General features: G+C 38.9%; 16 protein-coding genes. 8 read left to right on the top strand and 8 right to left on the bottom strand.

The genetic code is table 11. The features are described 5' to 3' along the window. The first annotated feature begins 82 nt into the window (after positions 1-82). Together CDG61_RS14815 and CDG61_RS14810 are read left to right on the top strand one after the other, a co-directional pair. Entirely contained in the window at positions 83-1,270 is a 1,188-nt protein-coding gene (locus CDG61_RS14815) for an MFS transporter (RefSeq protein ID WP_087550536.1), read from the top strand. 112 nt (positions 1,271-1,382) lie between these two features. After that, positions 1,383-2,159, top strand: coding sequence for a ThiF family adenylyltransferase (locus CDG61_RS14810; protein WP_087550644.1), 777 nt, complete (start codon positions 1,383-1,385; stop codon positions 2,157-2,159). Positions 2,160-2,186: 27 nt separating this feature from the next. On the opposite strand, the gene CDG61_RS14805 is transcribed toward CDG61_RS14810, so the two are convergent. Both CDG61_RS14805 and CDG61_RS14800 read right to left on the bottom strand, forming a co-directional pair. Continuing rightward, entirely contained in the window at positions 2,187-3,128 is a 942-nt protein-coding gene (locus CDG61_RS14805) for a phosphatidate cytidylyltransferase (RefSeq protein ID WP_416240691.1), read from the bottom strand. Beyond that, complete coding sequence (locus CDG61_RS14800) at positions 3,128-3,802, bottom strand: lysophospholipid acyltransferase family protein (RefSeq protein WP_087550538.1); 675 nt, start codon at positions 3,800-3,802, stop codon at positions 3,128-3,130. Before CDG61_RS14800 ends, CDG61_RS14805 begins: the two co-directional genes overlap by 1 nt. A gap of 135 nt (positions 3,803-3,937) precedes the next feature. Between CDG61_RS14800 and CDG61_RS14795 the strand changes: the two genes are divergently transcribed. Both CDG61_RS14795 and CDG61_RS14790 read left to right on the top strand, forming a co-directional pair. Beyond that, positions 3,938-4,345 carry a hypothetical protein gene (locus CDG61_RS14795; RefSeq protein WP_087550539.1) on the top strand — a complete coding sequence of 136 codons (408 nt, stop codon included), beginning with the start codon at positions 3,938-3,940 and terminating at the stop codon, positions 4,343-4,345. A gap of 30 nt (positions 4,346-4,375) precedes the next feature. Then, the gene (locus tag CDG61_RS14790; RefSeq protein ID WP_087550540.1) at positions 4,376-5,044 is read left to right on the top strand and encodes a CDP-alcohol phosphatidyltransferase family protein; all 669 of its coding nucleotides are present in this window, start codon (positions 4,376-4,378) and stop codon (positions 5,042-5,044) included. Between the two features lie 6 nt (positions 5,045-5,050). Here CDG61_RS14790 and dusA read toward each other — a convergent pair whose 3' ends face one another. Next, positions 5,051-6,073 carry a tRNA dihydrouridine(20/20a) synthase DusA gene (gene dusA, locus CDG61_RS14785; protein WP_087550541.1) on the bottom strand — a complete coding sequence of 341 codons (1,023 nt, stop codon included), beginning with the start codon at positions 6,071-6,073 and terminating at the stop codon, positions 5,051-5,053. Positions 6,074-6,206: 133 nt separating this feature from the next. Between dusA and CDG61_RS14780 the strand changes: the two genes are divergently transcribed. Further along, on the top strand, positions 6,207-7,355 hold the full coding sequence (locus CDG61_RS14780) for a tyrosine-type recombinase/integrase (RefSeq protein WP_086178455.1): 1,149 nt from the start codon (positions 6,207-6,209) through the stop codon (positions 7,353-7,355). On the opposite strand, the gene CDG61_RS14775 is transcribed toward CDG61_RS14780, so the two are convergent. After that, positions 7,339-7,611, bottom strand: coding sequence for a pyocin activator PrtN family protein (locus CDG61_RS14775; RefSeq protein WP_086178454.1), 273 nt, complete (start codon positions 7,609-7,611; stop codon positions 7,339-7,341). The genes CDG61_RS14780 and CDG61_RS14775 overlap by 17 nt on opposite strands. A gap of 141 nt (positions 7,612-7,752) precedes the next feature. Here CDG61_RS14775 and CDG61_RS14770 point away from each other — a divergent pair, with 141 nt between their 5' ends. Then, entirely contained in the window at positions 7,753-8,658 is a 906-nt protein-coding gene (locus CDG61_RS14770) for a hypothetical protein (protein ID WP_086178453.1), read from the top strand. 20 nt (positions 8,659-8,678) lie between these two features. Here the strand turns inward: CDG61_RS14770 and CDG61_RS14765 are convergent, their stop codons facing one another. Then, complete coding sequence (locus CDG61_RS14765; RefSeq protein ID WP_228199586.1) at positions 8,679-9,539, bottom strand: hypothetical protein; 861 nt, start codon at positions 9,537-9,539, stop codon at positions 8,679-8,681. A 475-nt stretch (positions 9,540-10,014) separates the two neighbouring features. Here CDG61_RS14765 and CDG61_RS14760 point away from each other — a divergent pair, with 475 nt between their 5' ends. Next, positions 10,015-10,929, top strand: a complete 915-nt coding sequence (locus CDG61_RS14760; RefSeq protein WP_087550543.1) for a YagK/YfjJ domain-containing protein — start codon at positions 10,015-10,017, stop codon at positions 10,927-10,929. Between the two features lie 61 nt (positions 10,930-10,990). Here the strand turns inward: CDG61_RS14760 and CDG61_RS14755 are convergent, their stop codons facing one another. From CDG61_RS14755 to CDG61_RS14745, 3 genes are all read right to left on the bottom strand, one after another. After that, positions 10,991-13,534, bottom strand: coding sequence for an AAA family ATPase (locus CDG61_RS14755; protein ID WP_087550544.1), 2,544 nt, complete (start codon positions 13,532-13,534; stop codon positions 10,991-10,993). Between the two features lie 453 nt (positions 13,535-13,987). Beyond that, positions 13,988-14,578 carry a hypothetical protein gene (locus tag CDG61_RS14750; RefSeq protein WP_087550545.1) on the bottom strand — a complete coding sequence of 197 codons (591 nt, stop codon included), beginning with the start codon at positions 14,576-14,578 and terminating at the stop codon, positions 13,988-13,990. A 49-nt stretch (positions 14,579-14,627) separates the two neighbouring features. Further along, complete coding sequence (locus CDG61_RS14745) at positions 14,628-15,044, bottom strand: hypothetical protein (RefSeq protein ID WP_087550546.1); 417 nt, start codon at positions 15,042-15,044, stop codon at positions 14,628-14,630. Positions 15,045-15,743: 699 nt separating this feature from the next. Here CDG61_RS14745 and CDG61_RS14735 point away from each other — a divergent pair. After that, on the top strand, positions 15,744-15,968 hold the full coding sequence (locus CDG61_RS14735) for a hypothetical protein (protein ID WP_086178485.1): 225 nt from the start codon (positions 15,744-15,746) through the stop codon (positions 15,966-15,968). The last annotated feature ends 40 nt before the right edge of the window (positions 15,969-16,008 follow it).

Genomic DNA, 16,008 nt, shown 5'->3' with positions numbered 1-16,008 from the left:
AAGCTCTGCTTTCATCTTTTTTTATGTATATCTGTCCGATGTGCGTTAATGTATTTAAGCCTGATTAAGCTGGAAGCCTGTTTTGAAAAAATTACCGCGTTATGTCTATTACCTGCTGATTGCTCAGGCATTTAATTTAATTGCAGCAGTACTGTCCGTTACTGTTGCAGCCATTGTCGGTTTAAAACTTGCACCGAGTCAGGCACTGGCGACCACGCCTTATGGCTTGCAGTTCCTTGCTATGCTGCTGACCACTTTTATTTTTTCTGGTTTAATGAAAAAAATGGGTCGCCATACTGTTTTTCAGTTTGGCTGTCTCTGTCTTTTTTCTGCAGGATTGACCGGCTTTTTTGCACTTCAGTATGAGCATTTTTATTTACTGTGTCTGAGCCATTTTTTGCTGGGGCTGTTTATTTCTACGGCAAATTTTTACCGTTTCGCAGCATCTGACCGTCTTGAGGCAAGCCTGGTTCCTAAAGCAACTGCAATGGTTATTTCCGGTGGTGTGATTGCAGCAATCGTAGCTCCGGTACTGGCTATTCAGTTTCAGCAAGTGCATGGCTTACCTGATTTTACGGCTATTTATCTGATATTCAGTGGGCTGGCTTTACTGCTTTCACCTGTTCTGTATGTATGGAATCAGAAATTTAAAGTACAGCAGATACCTCAGATCAGTTCTGAATCATCAGTACAGCCTGGATTATCCGTCAGTCTGATACTTGTTGCGGTCATCAGTGGTGCATTCGCATTTTATATTATGAATGTGATGATGATTATGTCTTCCCTGCATTTAAAGGAACATCATTCATTTCAGTACGCTTCGGTTTCCATTCAGCTGCATGTACTTGCAATGTTCATCCCTTCATTTTTTGTGCCCAGACTGATACAGCACTGGGGTACACAGTCTGTGATTTATTGCGGTTTTATTCTGCTGATGCTGTCATCACTGGTCCCTGCATTTACTCAGGCGAGTCTGTATATCAATATTTCTCTGATTGTACTGGGTGTGGGGTGGAATTTTGCATATTCAGGGGCATCGACGCTTATTGCAGGTTTAAATGAACAGCAGAAACATCGTATACAGGGACTGAATGAAACGGTGATTGCACTGTTTGCAACACTGGGAGCATTTTTACCTGCACCAATCCTGATTGCATTTGGATGGAAAAATGCAAACCTGCTGGCGTTGTCCATCTGCGTGATTGTTTTTATGATTCTGATTTTTTTAAACTGGAAGATGAAGCAGGGAACAGAAGCTGTATCTTCCTGAAGTAAGGGATAGCGTGCTAAGTTTTCAGTTGTTCGGGGATCAGGTTTTATTTCTCATTTTCAGTGTGTATTTTTGCTAAAATGGCAGCAATATTTTAAAGCCGATGTATGTAATGACTGATCTTCCTCATGATGATGAATATGACCGCCGTTTTGCCGGTGTTGCCAGAATTTATGGCGATGAAGCATTTAATCATTATGAAAACAGTCATGTCATGGTTATTGGTATCGGTGGTGTCGGTTCATGGGCGGTGGAAGCCCTGGCACGTACAGGCGTGGGTGAGCTGACACTGGTCGATATGGACTCGATTGCAGCATCCAATATTAACCGTCAGTTACCGGCCATGACATCAACGCTGGGCTATGAAAAAATTGAAGTCATGGCAGAACGCTGCCGTCAGATCAATCCACGGATCAGAATCAATCTGATTGAAGATTATTTAAGTCCTGAAAATATTAAGGAACTGCTGGTGGAAGCACCTGACTTAATTCTGGACTGTATTGATGACGTGAAAGCAAAACTGGCTTTGATGCTGCATTGCCGCTTCAATAAAATTCCTCTGATTGTTTCAGGTGGGGCAGGTGGAAAACTTGATCCTTTAAAAATCAGGGTTGCGGATTTATCCAGAACAGAACAGGATCCAATGCTGGCGAAACTCCGGACTCAGTTACGGGGCATGGGCATCTGTAAAAAGCCGAAAGATAAATTTGGAATTACCTGCGTGTATTCAGTTGATAACCCATTTTCCAGTGCAGATGTCTGTCCGAGTGCAGGTTTACGCTGTGGTGGTTATGGTTCGGCAGTGGTGGTCACTTCAAGTTTTGCCATGGTTGCTGTGGCAGAAGTGCTGAAAAAACTGGATGCGCTGAATGCAAAGAAAAAATTTTAATGCTTCAGCGCACCCGATCAGTAAGTTTCAGCTCCACCAGTAACGTAGAATATGGAAGAAAATTGGCGCTGAAAAACAGATCGAGTCAATTCGGTCGAGCATTCCGCCGTGACCCTGAATCAGGTTGCCCCAGTCCTTGACACCACGGTCACGTTTGATGGCTGACATGACCAGTCCACCAAAGAAACCGAAGATACAGACAATAAAACCAATCAGTGCAGCCTGCCAGTAAGTAAATGGCGTTAACCATGCCATAGCCACACCGAGTGCAGTTGCAAGAACAATCCCGCCCAGTAAGCCTTCGATGGTTTTTGATGGCGAAAGTACAGGGGCAACTTTATGTTTTCCGAACAGCTTTCCGCAGACATACTGCAGAACATCGGATGCCTGAACCACCATAATCAGCCAGATTGCCAGCCAGATTTTTTCGCCGTCAAATCCTGGAAGTTTCAGATTCAGTAAAGCAGGAACGTGCGAAATACAGAAAACGCTGACCATCAGCCCCCATTGTATTTTTGCACTGCGCTCCAGGAAGTGGGTGGTATCTTCTGCTTTCAGGCTGGCAATCGGCACCAGTAAAAAAACATAAAGTGGAATAAAAATGGAATACAGTCCGTACCAGTCGGTATATACCAGGTAGTACTGGTAGGGAATAACAAAATAAAAGGCGATCAGTAAAGGAAAATAATCGCCACGGCGTGTAGGAAGCAGGCTGATGAATTCCCGAAGTGCGAACAGTGAAATAATACCGAACAGGATAATAAATGCTGTTTTACCCAAGGTGATTGCCACGGCCAGCACAATCAGCATGACCCACCAGGCATTGATTCTGGCATTTAAATTGTCAATGACAGGAGCAGGCTGTGAACCTGCCTTGCGTTTTAAAATAAAACCGATGGTGGATGCAATAACCAGGATTGCACTGAAAATGGAAAAAAGCAGATAAGTCTGTTGAATATGATTAAACATTATTGAAGCTCTTTCTGTTTTAATTCTAAGAGTTGCTGTCTGGCATGCTCAAGGAACTGAGTTTTGTCCCAGTCTGCTGAATGTGTCAAAGGTGCACCAAAAATGACGGTGGATAATAAAGGCAGCGGCAAAAATGCACCTTTCGGCATGACCCGTTTTAAGTTGCTGATCCAGACGGGAATGATTTCAACCTGAGGGAACTGCTGGCTTAAATGGAACAGACCACTTTTAAAATTTAACAGTTCAGTATCATCACTTAAATTTCGCGTACCTTCAGGGAAAAAAATAATGGAATCGCCCTGACTTAAGGCTTCCTTGATACTGGCAAGCGGATCACTGTTTGTATTGCCCTGACGCTGAATGGTAATGCCTGAAAAAGTTTCCTGAATCAGAAAACGTCGGATACCATCTTTTAACCAGTAATCCGATGCAGCAACAGGACGGGTCATACGGCGCACAGGGGTTGGCAGTGATGACCACAGTAGAATAAAGTCGATATGACTGTTGTGATTTGCATAATAAATCCGCTGTTTCAGTTCAGGTTCACATCCGGTCCATAAACTGCGGGCACCTGTCAGCAGTCGTGCGCCTCTGCGAACCACAAAGGAAATACTTCTGGCAATGGGACGGGACACAAGTTTTGAAGAAGATTTTGTTGGCTGATTTTCTGTCATATCTGTATTCTGATCGTCTCTTTGTTTTACTGGTTTATCTTTTTTGCTGTATTAAAGCTGAGTGCATACAGGTTGCCTGATGCAGACCAATCCACTAAAGTGATCTTATATTAAACAAATATTCCAGTTTCGCCTATGAATAATAAAATCAGAAACACTCAGCGTTATAATTTTCTTTCTGCTTTTTTTGCTTTTCTTTTGTGGGGAGGCTGGTCTTTTTATATCAATATGAGCCAGGGTGGTCTAAAGGCGGGTGTTATTTCAGGACTGGCACAGGGAATCTGCAGTTTTATTATTACTTTATTTATTACCTTTTTAATTGAAAAGCAGTTTAATTTTTATAAATCTGTCCCTGCCAGACTGATTTTACCTCCTGTCTGTACCGTACTGTTTACAGGAAGTTGCCTGGTACTGGTGCACACACTGATTCAGACCCCTGCGATTTTAAAAACGGTTGCCCCTGCATTAACCGTTGCATTGCTGTTTGCCTTTGTGACAAATATTAAGCTGTATAAACAGCTGAAAACTCAGGCAACCCATTAATTTAATAAAATAATCTGGAAAATAAATACGATGACACAACAGGAACCCTCTCTTGAAAACCGCCGTCCACTCAAAGTACGCGAAGTAGGAATGGTCAATGGATTTGCCCGATGGCTGAGTCAGAAATCCATTACACCGAACCATATTTCACTGCTGAGTATTTTGTTTGCGGCACTTGCTGCGGTGTATCTGTTTGCCACACCTTATGCTCAAGGGCTATGGAAAGTGGCACTGTATCTGCTGGCGGCTGTATTTATTCAGGGGCGTTTGCTGTGTAATCTGTTTGATGGGCTGGTGGCTGTGGAGGGTGGGAAGTCCACACCGTCTGGCGAGCTGTTCAATGATATTCCAGACCGTATTTCTGATCCGCTGATTATTGTGGCTGCAGGCTATTCCATTGTTTCCAGCAGTTATGGTGTGGAACTGGGATGGTGTGGTGCGCTGCTTGCAGTACTGACAGCTTATATCCGTACCCTGGCGGTTTCCATTGGTGCACCAGCCAGTTTTGCAGGGCCGATGGCAAAGCAGCACCGCATGGCTTTACTGACCGTTGCCTGTGTTGCAGCAGCGGTTGAACAGTATGTCTGGCAGCATGATTTTGTCATGCTGGGAGCATTGGTGACTCTGAACCTGGGTGCTCTGATCACCTGCTGGCGCAGGGCAGCAGGTGCTTACAGATTTCTGGAGCATCGTTCCTGACAGGTGTCAGGCTTGATCCTGATGCTCCTGAAGATATTCTTCAGTTCGTTTCATGGCTTCTTTAATGTTAAGAATGGCATTTTCCACATCTGCAAAAGTTTTTGCATTGCCACCACTTAATGCCTGACGCCATTTACGGGCACCCGGTAAATTCTGGAACAAACCTAAAATATGACGGGTAATGATCGACAATGGTGCGCCTTCTTCCATACGCTTTGCGATATATGGAAGCATCTGATCAATGATCTCAAAACGGTCAGGCATTTCCATATTCCATAACTGACCAAGTTCCGCCAGCAGGTATGGATTGTGATAAGCCTCACGACCAATCATGACACCATCGACATGTTTTAAGTGTTGCTGAGTTTCAGAAAAAGTTTTGATGCCACCATTGATTTCAATGATCAGGTCAGGACGTTCCTGCTTTAAACGATAGACATCGTCATAACGCAGGGGTGGCACATCACGGTTTTCTTTTGGAGACAGTCCCTGAAGCAATGCAATTCGAGCATGCACAATAAAATTATTACAGCCTGTTTTTGCAACAGTATCAACAAAATGCAGCATTTCTTCATAGGACTGCATATCATCAATGCCAATGCGGTGTTTCACTGTCACAGGGATTTCCACAGCATTGCGCATCTCAGCAATACATTCTGCAACCAGGTCTGGTTCTGCCATTAAGCAGGCACCGATTTTATTGTTCTGTACACGGTCGCTTGGGCAGCCCACATTCAGATTGACTTCGTCGTATCCCCAGTCCTGCGCCATTTTTGTGCAGGTTGCCAGGTCTTTCGGGTTTGAACCACCCAGCTGCAGTACAATCGGATGTTCTTCTTTGTTGTAGTCCAGGTGGCGGTTTGCTCCACCATAAATGATGGCACCGGTGGTGACCATTTCAGTATAAAGAATGATGTTGGGGTTAAACAGGCGTGCAAAAAAACGGTAATCGCGGGTTGTCCAGTCCATCATCGGTGCCACACTGATTCGCGGAGATTGAGTGTTTTCAATGTTTTTAACAATAGTCATTAAAAATCATGCCTTTAATCTATGTTTCGCAACCTGCGCGAATCTGTGTGAACCTATATTTAGGTGAGTTAATCGATTTGCATTTACACCAAATTTTACACCATAATCAAAAAAACAGTTTGTGGTGTAAATTATGGGGTCAATTACAGCAAGAAAAGGCGCAGATGGGAAGGTTAACTATCGTGCTGCGATTCGAATAAATCGAAAGGGTTTTCCTACTTTTTCTGACAGTAAAACTTTTCATTCAAGGAAGATGGCTGAAAACTGGATTAAGAAACGAGAAGTCGAAATTCAAGAGAATCCTGATATTTTACTGGGCAAAGAGCAACTCATTGATCTGACCTTATCAGATGCCATAGATAAATATTTGGATGAAGTCGGGAGCGAGTACGGAAGGACGAAACGCTATTCTCTGCTCCTAATCAAGAAGCTGCCAATCGCGCGCAATATTATCACAAAAATAAAATCAGTACATTTGGCTGAGCATGTTGCTTTGAGAAAGGAGGGAGTTCCTCATCTCAAGCTGAAACCTAACGCGACTAGTACGCAGCAACATGAGCTATTACATATCCGTGGTGTACTTTCTCATGCTGCTGTTATGTGGGAAATGGATATTGATTTAAATGGTTTTGATAAGGCTACGGCTCAGTTAAGAAAAACACGTCAAATATCCTCTAGTCAAAAAATAGACCGACTTCCTTCTACGGATGAACTGATTGCATTGACTAAGTATTTTACAGAACGATGGAAGATAAATCGTTATGGCTCTAAGTATCCAATGCATTTGATTATGTGGATTGCTATTTTTTCATGCAGACGTGAAGCTGAATTAACACGACTGTATCTGCGGGACTATGATTCACATCATTCTACATGGAAAGTACATGATCTAAAGAATCCCAATGGCTCTAAAGGCAATCATAAGTCATTTGACGTACTTGAACCATGTAAGGAAATTATTAAAAGATTAAGGCATTCAGAAGTTCGTGAACGGATGTTGAAGCTTGGGCATGATGAAAACTTACTACTGCCTTTGAATCCTAAAAGTATAGGTAAGGAGTTTAGAGAAGCATGCCGAATATTAGGAATTGATAATTTACGCTTTCATGATTTGAGACATGAAGGTTGTACTCGACTAGCAGAACAGAGTTTTACTATCCCAGAAATTCAGAAAGTAAGCTTGCATGATTCTTGGAGTAGTTTACAGCGTTATGTGTCGGTAAAGGCTAGAAGGAATATTATACAGTTAGAGGAGGTGCTACGCCTCATCGATGAAACGTAGCAAAATCTTTAGAAGCTTCTGAATACTTACTGTCTAAAATATCTGCTAGATCTTTTATGTGCACTAAAAAAGGTGCACGTTTACTTTGATCTATTTTAAATACAGAGAAAGGGAATTCCTGATTATTTGCCTTTCTCAATGCTTCAGCTTTACTAAGATGAGGATAATAGTCTGCAACAATTGTCATCAGCTCAATGGTCATAGAGCGATACCTCATAAATAGATAGTCGGCAGTTTTTAACTGGATAGCTCCCATATGTATATTTTCCTGAATAGCATTTTTTAGATGGTTCCATCGTATTCATTGCAATAAATAAGTTATATGATTGAGCTAAAGTAATAAATAACCTAACTATAATGATATGATAATTTATTGATAATAATTGATAATTTTTTTATGGTATACGTAGAAGTAGATGAGCTTGGCATGTTTGCATTTGAGGTCTGTCAGGGATTTTTGAGTTACTGCACAAAGCATTCAACAGAATATGATGTTGATGCACCCGACCGGGATGCTCTGAACTTTACTTATATACTGGAATTGAATAGAAATTTTACGGAAGATGAATTCCATAAAATTTTTCAGATTATGAAGTTTCCTTTTACGGTTGAGCGGTTTGGTTTAACTTATTCCAGCCATGATTTTATGCAAACTTTAGTGCAAACCTTGGAATTGATTGATCATTATGATGAGCTTACAGAGAAAGAGCTAAAGACTGAATATCAAAGAATACTGCATAAATACGCTATGATGAATGCTGATATTCAATATAGTAAAAAGATATATACCAGAATTAGAGGGATACGTGGAGCGCATAAACGTTATTCAAATGTTCTATATAAAAAGCATCAAGTCATTTTTGAATTTATGCGGAATAAGGCTAAAGAACAGGGGAAATGGGCGAATTTGAATGTTGCTGTTGAAAGTGTTTTGCCACAACTCGATATTGAATTAAAAAAATTTGATAAAGATTGGATTATATTAAAAATGGCAGAAAAAACTAAAGAACTGGAGCAAATAGAACAAGAATTTGAAAAATATAAAGCCCATCCGCCGCACTATAAGCTAGGTTCACCCAAGACGATCACTGCAACCCGACATGAAACCTATATAGGTAAAATAAGAGCACTCAAGGTTGAGTGCCGTGATTTAGATAGAGCTTTAGAAATGGATGACCCTTCTTTATTGTTAAAAAAGCAGCTTCCGTTTAATACAGCATATCAACCAGAGGTTATAAAAAATTTGTTAAGAAAAGAGCCCAGTCTATTAAATGAAATTTTAATAAAACAAACAGAAAACTGATCTGTATTCACAAATTGAATTTAGAAATTTTTAGACTTTCCATCTGTATCAGTTGTGCACTCATTATAAATTTTTTCAATAATGAAATCTAAAACATCAGGAATAGGTTTATTAAATAATTCTGATAATTTTTTTAATTGCTCGTGCCTTTCTTTTGTTAATGGGAGATGGTGAGGTTTTTTAATTTTTCCAGAATCTCTAAATTTCTTTTGAGACCAGGTTTTTTTCATTTTAATTAAAAAAAGCTCTTTAGCATCAGGGGAACTTATAAAACCCATTAAGTCTATGGATGAAACAATATGATTATAACGTTGCTTTTCGTTAATTGGTAGGTTAGGTATCGATGCTAATTTGTAAGATTTTTTTAAATAATCCCATGCCCAATTAATTTGATCTATTTCTTTTATATCTATCCAATTAGTATGGCTTTTAGAAGTTTTTAAACTTGACCATGTATTTTTTATTTCAATTATTTGGCTATTTTTCATTTCTTTAGTAAGTATTAATCTATCAACAAGATCTACGAAATATTCGTAGTTGTTTGTGTAAAATAAATTACTAAGTGTTAAATTATTGAACTTTAGTAACATATTTATCGTGAATATTAATAATTGCTCATTTTGTGGATCTTTTGCCCATTTTAAATCATTCTCATTAATTAAAAAACTGTTTTTATTAGTTATTGCTGTTTGGTAATGGTTATAACCAGTTGTAGGGTTGTCAAAAATTTCAAATATGATTTTTCTTTTTGTAGAGAAATCACTGTTATAGACTTGCATATATTGCATATATAACTGATTGAAATTCCATAGCCAGTTAATTTCCCTATCCGTAAAACCTCGGTCATCCTTATAAGGTTTGGCATCTTTTCCTTGAATCATTCTTATCTCCTTGTAGAAACTTTAGTGAAATTATAAGTGAAAAACTTAAAATATACGAGTCGTTAATTAGTGTTTTATTAATGAAATATAAGAGTTTTATAGATGTTGATATTAATAATAAAAATAAATAAAACAATAGCTTAATTATTTTATGAGATATAAGTATCAATAGTGCTGTATGAAGAAATGAGGAAAATTCCTAAAGATAAGAAAAGCTCTGACTTAACTTTAGCTTGATTTATGTGGTCGAGAATTGACCTTTTAGTGGGGTGGAATTACAAATTGATATTCTGTAATACGATACTTTATTTATGAAGGATTAATGGGTTTTTAATATAATGAATATATATCTTATTTTTAATATATTAGTATGTTTATTATATTAATCACTTAGGTTTATTACATACTATTTATTTGTATGTAAAAGATAACTTAATGCCTAGTGATATGTGTTAAATATTCACTAGGATATTATATGTGCTTAATGCTACCAAATGATAACGAATCAAAAGTATTGATTGATGTAGATCAGTTTATACAGTCAGTATATAAAACTGAACTTAATAAAACTCTGTTTAAGAGTATATTAAATGATCTAGTTCCTAAATTCAAAGCAGTTTATAAAGCCCATTTAAAGTATAGTGAGAGTGTTTGTATCTTTAAGAGAATGGTGTACTCATTAGATGAAATATTGCTTGGACATAAGAGTATTGATGAACTAAGTAACTTTGAATTAAGGTTTTTATGGAATAATGCTTTAATTTACTTTAATGATGTTAATTTAGAGTTATTAGGATTTAAGAGTCAAGAAAAAAGAAATCGTAATGGTTTAGAAGAGTACCTAATTCAACTGACTAAACACTACTCGAAATTGCTGTTTATACGCATTGATTTAAGTATAGCACTAGATCATCAGCATGAAGTTGGTATAGAACAGTTTAATCATTACCTACGCATCTTCATTAACCGTGTACAGAATCAAGATACTTGCTTTAAAGACTTGCAGGGTTATGCATGGGCAATAGAGCAGGGTGAGAAAAAGGGGTATCACTGCCATGTATTACTCATCTACGATGGACATAAGCATCAAAATGATTTCGGTATTGCCTTACAGGTCGGCCAGTGCTGGAAACAGATCACAGAGAACAAAGGTTACTTTTTTACGTCTAATTCAACTGAATACAAAAACAAGTTTGATCAAAAGGGTATGCTGGGTATTGGTATGATCTACCGTAAGAATCCTCAACAGGTGCAAAATGCGATTAATGCCGCGATGTACTTAGTAAATCCAGAAAAAGACAACCAATATCTTCGAGTTAAAACACTGAGAATGCGTAGCTTTGGTAAAGGTCAGTATGAGATTGATAAGCGACGAACGTGTTTAAAATGAGATATTTATAAGAAATGTGTATTCATTTCGAATACACATTTCCTGCTTTAGCTACAATAAATTAAGCGACTCTTTTACTAAATTCAGCATGCCATTCCAAAAGTTTATCTACATCAGTATCTAATTCATTGGGTTCAGGCATTTGTACCGGAGCTTCTAAAGATTGACTATGTTCATAACAGGAATATTTGGTCATGATTTCTTCTATTAACTCACAGTCACTTGAATTAATCTGAGCTAATTTATGTATTTTTCCTTGAGTATTAACAGTTCGGCGATGTCTCTGGATAACATCCGCTAGAAAAACGAACTCTACTATCCGTTCTGTTAGGATTCTTAAGTCACTACATATTGCTTTTGCAAGCGGGTAGTATAGTTCTTGGCCTTCTGTTTCTAATATCTTTCGTGCTTGTGTAATTCTTCTACCTTTTAGATCTTTAAGAGCGGCTTCTGGTTTTTTCCCATATAACGGGATTTCACCAGCTTCTCCAGCTCCCCAAGCTTCTTGTCTAATATGAATAGTATGAATGCTATCAGCCTTTTCAGAGAGCATACCTAACAGACTTAAACGATGTGTGAATACAATTACCTGACGTGTTTGGCTTAATTGAATTAAACGGTCTATAGTTCTTTCTTCCCAAGTTTGATCAAGAGATGATATTGGATCATCGAAAACGAAAGGTGCTTTGAAAGGTTTTTCTGAGACATCTGCTAAAAAGGCAGCAAGGGTAATAATACGACGTTCTCCTTCGCTTAAGATGGATTCAATTGGAAACTGATGTTTAGCTGCTTTTAGTTGAAGCCTATGGAGTGGACGTCCTTTAGCTGTTTTTGTTTTGATCAATTCTATTTTTAAATGCTTTGCACCAAGCATTTGAAGTTCTTGGTTAAACCTTGCAACATATGACTCAGTTATTAATGCATCGGCAACAGTACCAGCTTTAGCAGAAATAGTTCTGGAATTGGTTGAAGCTATCCATTGGTCATATTGCTTGATTTGTTTTAAACGTTTTACTTCAGTTTGAATCTGAGCCCGCTGTTGTGATATCCAGCGTTTCATTTCTAAATTTACTTTATTTTTCTCTACTAATGAGCGATTAAAGCTCTCTGCATCTTTTTTTAATTGGGTGATTTGTTGTTCAAAAAACGTGCAATGTTGTTTTAAGTTATGAATAGCGTCAGCAATTGTATTGATCTCTGTAATATCTTGCTTCTCTTCGCTTAGAATTACAGCTCTAATTAATCTAGCGTTATCAAAATACGCATTCAGGTAATTCACCCAATCCTCTTTCAGCCCTGATGCAATACAAAAAGTTTGGGTATCAATAGCTGAGGGAATTGATGGCAATAAATTTAGATTATGGGTATATGTTGCTTCTGCGACTTTAGCATCTGATTCTAATTTTCCTTGAACAAATTTTTCAAAATTAGACAACCTTTGTTGTGCATCAAAAGATAACTCCTGATGGCATAAAACACATTTTGCACTGTCTAGTTTTGGAAAATGCTCTGTAGGATATGCAAAATTTGTTGAGTAAGTTCTAGCGGCTTCCCACATTGATTTCCAAACATCACTACCAACACCTTTTAGTAACTGACCGTTAATAATCGAAGCTGAATCTTCTGCTTGCTTTTTTTTCTCTTCAAAAGTTCGTTTTATAATTTTGATCTGTTCATTTTTTTGCTTGTTGTAGTGGGATGCTACTTCTTCTATTCTTTTGATTAATGAATTTAGTTGACTAAGTGTAGCTTGAATTTTCTTAGCATCTTCCAAAGGATTACTTGATTTTAAGCGATCATCTAATGCTCTAATTTCAGCCTCCTGCTGATCACCCCATGTGGTTAATAGTTGTACGTCATTTTCAGACATAGATGAACTTAAATTTCGGTACTGTGTTGCTGCTTCTGTTTGTAGGTAAATTTCAGGGATATCGGGTAAAGTTGAAATTAAAGTATTTCGTTCAAACAGTAATTTGTCTTTAATATCATCACAAGTTTTTGCTAGGTCTTCAAACAGTTTTACTAAACTTGGCGTATATGATATTGGATTCTCTTTTCCTAAATAATATTGTGATTCATCAGTGTCAAAAATATCTATCACCCGTAAAGCATCAACTGGACCTGTATGAGTGTGCCAATCCAAAGTATGCTCTTGTTTTTCCTGAGTGTATACGATTTCACAGTTCTGCGATGCTGGTGGGTCTTTGAAAACATTTCCTTTTAAAGTGCTAGTACGTGGCTTCCCTGAGATATTTTTGATTATTTTGGAATAGCTAGATTTACCTGAACCATTATGTCCAAAAATCACTACTAAATTATCTGTCCCGAAAGTCAGTGGTTGTCTAGGTGCTAAATTTTCAATTCCAGAAATTTTCCCAATACTTTTTAGCCTTAATTCACTATTTTGAACACTAACCGATGTTAATTCAGCAAATACTTTTTTAGGCTGAGGTTGCGGGATAGAAGGGGATTTTAATAGGTTTACAAGTTCATTGATATCATGGGAAGTCAGGTCATCGTTTTTTAATAAACGTTCCGCAGCTTCTTGTAACCAGTCTTTTTGAGTGTATAGCCAATTTTTAATATCATTTGAGATATTATTCATTTAATTATTCCTTAGAATTATAAGAAGTTTAAAAGCTCTCTAATGATTATTGCTTGTAATTTAGCCAAAATCTATTTTAATTTTCTTTAAATTTAGGGGGGAGTTTGAGGGTGCGTAATTCATAACTGGATTACATATTTTATGTAGAAATTGACTAATTCTCTAAGCATAAGTCTCGTTGGTTGTGCTCATGCTGACTTCATGGATGCGCTGGATCTTACGGCGTAGGTAACCAAAGCCATTGAGCTCTTCAGCATGCATGCTGATCCAGCTGTGTTTAGGCTCAGCGCTGATTAGAGACTCTTTTAAAGCTGAAGGCATCACCTGACTCACCTTAAGCCCCAATCTTCTTTACAGTGGCTGTTAACAGCCACTGATTCAGGTTCGGTCAAAGTAAGAGCTGTAAACACAGTTAATCCCTAGGTAAATAAATAGACAGAATTTTCTGTGAGGTTATTCTTCAACAATAGCGCGATGGGTGAGTTTGCCACGTGTGGTATACAGATAAACTTCACTGATTTCATCAGCTGTACAGCCATCCAAAATCAGGTTGAAGGTATTGCCATAGTAGACTCGCTTAGGAAATTCGACCGTATATGGTTCTACGCCAATGACCTTGCAGTTTGGATTGTTCATTTCGACTTTATCCAGCACATCGTCAACTTCAGAGACCACTTTTAAGCGGGTACTGTCTAAGACCGTGGACGTAATGACTGTAAATCCAACATAAGTATCGGCAGGTCTGAACTTCACTTCAAGGGCTTCACCCGGGAGCAGTTTTCTTTTGAGTTGGGGTGGTGGGATATCAATATTTTCAGCACCTTCGTAAATGCTGTCTGGGTCATAGCGGTCATGCGCTATCGCAGCAGCTTCAGCTTCGCGTTCTTTGGCTTGATCCTGAGCTGCCTTGTCATTGGGCTGAGCATTGGATTCATGCTCTGCTGATTCAGTTGTGGTATCTGTTGCAGAGGTTGTGTTTTCAGGGGTTTTACTACATGCGGTGAGCAGGGTAAAAATCGCAGCCGTGATAATCAGTTTTTTCATGGCGGAATGTCCTTTTAAATCGATAATGGGGGGAATCCAAAGGGCAGGCTTACTGAGCTGCAAACTGGGTACGTTGCACATATTTCAGAACGCTTAGCCCTTTGACATACAGCCATCGGTCATTAAAATTCTCAGCACGATAATCAAAAACTTGATACGCAAAGTCATCAAGGTCTAAGAGTTGCTGCTTATGTAAATCTTTGCCTTCTCGAATGAGGGCATTCAAATCACCGCTGTAGATGAAATAACGCAGTGGATCATCTTTAGGGATGATCTGCCATTGTTTGCTAATCGCCACAAACGCATTGCAATTTACATTGCCCTCACAGCGTTTCACTACAGGTGCCGTGGATGGATTGTTGATGAGTGCCATCACTTGATTCATATCGGCATGGCTTAGACTGGAACCAGCTAAACAGGCTGCAATTGCCCCGTATTGTAGAAAGGTTTTGATTTGTTTATTCATGAAGTTAGATCCTGATTATTGTTGTTAGATACTTTATAGAGCGCGCAGCAATGGCTTGACAGCAATGTTTAGACGAGTCTGTCCATCACAATGACAATGTATTGTGCAATTCTAATGAGCATGGCTGATGATCTACAAAGGTGTAGCTATGCCGAATTATTCCGCCAGTGGATCGACGAGATCAGGCAACGTGCCATAGAAATGGAGCACGGGCGGGGAATACGTAGCAAGAATAAAAACAGTCATGATTGACTCCTTGGAATTATAAGAAGTTCTACCGCATCACTGCTAAATAATGGTGGCAGAACGAAAGAGGGTTAGCAGACTGGGATCCAAGGAACCAGCACACCCGAAGGTGTCCCCCTTCCGTCCTACCATTAAGAAAAAAGGGGGACGAGTGAGTTCCCAAAAAATAGTTAGACTATTTTCTGCTCGGATCAACGGTCTGCTAAAACCGACTGGCAATGTAGGCCAGCAAGCCCATCATAATGCCAAGCTGAAAGCGGGTCAATTTCATTTCTTAATGCTTAAATCACTGTGGCTTAAATAATACTCAAAACAGATTGTAAATAATTTCAGATACATAACACCTGAATGAAGCAGAAGCTGAACATTGATTTCATCTCAGGATGAATGCGCAGCTGAGCGATAGCACCCATATTTAGGAGTTTTTTTATGCCGTATCGAGATTTTGATCAGATGGAAGATGCCATGTTCCCGCAGCGTGAACCGATCAAGCCAATGATGCAGAGCTTAGGTCTCAGCAATGCACCGACCACTTTAGCTGTGCTGGGCATGTCGTTGGCAAAGTCATTGGGCTATTCACCTTTCATTGGCGGGATTGCTGGGGCCATGCTGGGTGGTGTGATTCTCGTGATTGCGGATCAGACACAGGCGGCTTGCCGTCCACCATTCCACAAATAACATGCATCTAATTTCTACTTCTTCACACGTTTCAAATTAT

The sequence above is a fragment of the Acinetobacter sp. WCHAc010052 genome (genome assembly GCF_002165295.2).
In the GTDB taxonomy this organism is placed as follows: domain Bacteria; phylum Pseudomonadota; class Gammaproteobacteria; order Pseudomonadales; family Moraxellaceae; genus Acinetobacter; species Acinetobacter chinensis.
This window is presented reverse-complemented; position numbering and strand designations above follow the sequence as displayed.

What these genes read in the sequence shown, in the direction of transcription:
- CDG61_RS14780 (WP_086178455.1), top strand. Translation starts at nt 6,207, where the DNA reads ATGGGGTCAATTACAGCAAGAAAAGGCGCAGATGGGAAGGTTAACTAT.
- CDG61_RS14770 (WP_086178453.1), top strand. Translation starts at nt 7,753, where the DNA reads ATGGTATACGTAGAAGTAGATGAGCTTGGCATGTTTGCATTTGAGGTC.
- CDG61_RS14805 (WP_416240691.1), bottom strand. Translation starts at nt 3,128, where the DNA reads ATGTTTAATCATATTCAACAGACTTATCTGCTTTTTTCCATTTTCAGT.
- CDG61_RS14765 (WP_228199586.1), bottom strand. Translation starts at nt 9,539, where the DNA reads ATGATTCAAGGAAAAGATGCCAAACCTTATAAGGATGACCGAGGTTTT.
- CDG61_RS14760 (WP_087550543.1), top strand. Translation starts at nt 10,015, where the DNA reads ATGTGCTTAATGCTACCAAATGATAACGAATCAAAAGTATTGATTGAT.
- CDG61_RS14795 (WP_087550539.1), top strand. Translation starts at nt 3,938, where the DNA reads ATGAATAATAAAATCAGAAACACTCAGCGTTATAATTTTCTTTCTGCT.
- CDG61_RS14745 (WP_087550546.1), bottom strand. Translation starts at nt 15,044, where the DNA reads ATGAATAAACAAATCAAAACCTTTCTACAATACGGGGCAATTGCAGCC.
- CDG61_RS14750 (WP_087550545.1), bottom strand. Translation starts at nt 14,578, where the DNA reads ATGAAAAAACTGATTATCACGGCTGCGATTTTTACCCTGCTCACCGCA.
- CDG61_RS14800 (WP_087550538.1), bottom strand. Translation starts at nt 3,802, where the DNA reads ATGACAGAAAATCAGCCAACAAAATCTTCTTCAAAACTTGTGTCCCGT.
- CDG61_RS14775 (WP_086178454.1), bottom strand. Translation starts at nt 7,611, where the DNA reads ATGGGAGCTATCCAGTTAAAAACTGCCGACTATCTATTTATGAGGTAT.
- CDG61_RS14810 (WP_087550644.1), top strand. Translation starts at nt 1,383, where the DNA reads ATGACTGATCTTCCTCATGATGATGAATATGACCGCCGTTTTGCCGGT.
- CDG61_RS14755 (WP_087550544.1), bottom strand. Translation starts at nt 13,534, where the DNA reads ATGAATAATATCTCAAATGATATTAAAAATTGGCTATACACTCAAAAA.
- CDG61_RS14735 (WP_086178485.1), top strand. Translation starts at nt 15,744, where the DNA reads ATGGAAGATGCCATGTTCCCGCAGCGTGAACCGATCAAGCCAATGATG.
- dusA (WP_087550541.1), bottom strand. Translation starts at nt 6,073, where the DNA reads ATGACTATTGTTAAAAACATTGAAAACACTCAATCTCCGCGAATCAGT.
- CDG61_RS14790 (WP_087550540.1), top strand. Translation starts at nt 4,376, where the DNA reads ATGACACAACAGGAACCCTCTCTTGAAAACCGCCGTCCACTCAAAGTA.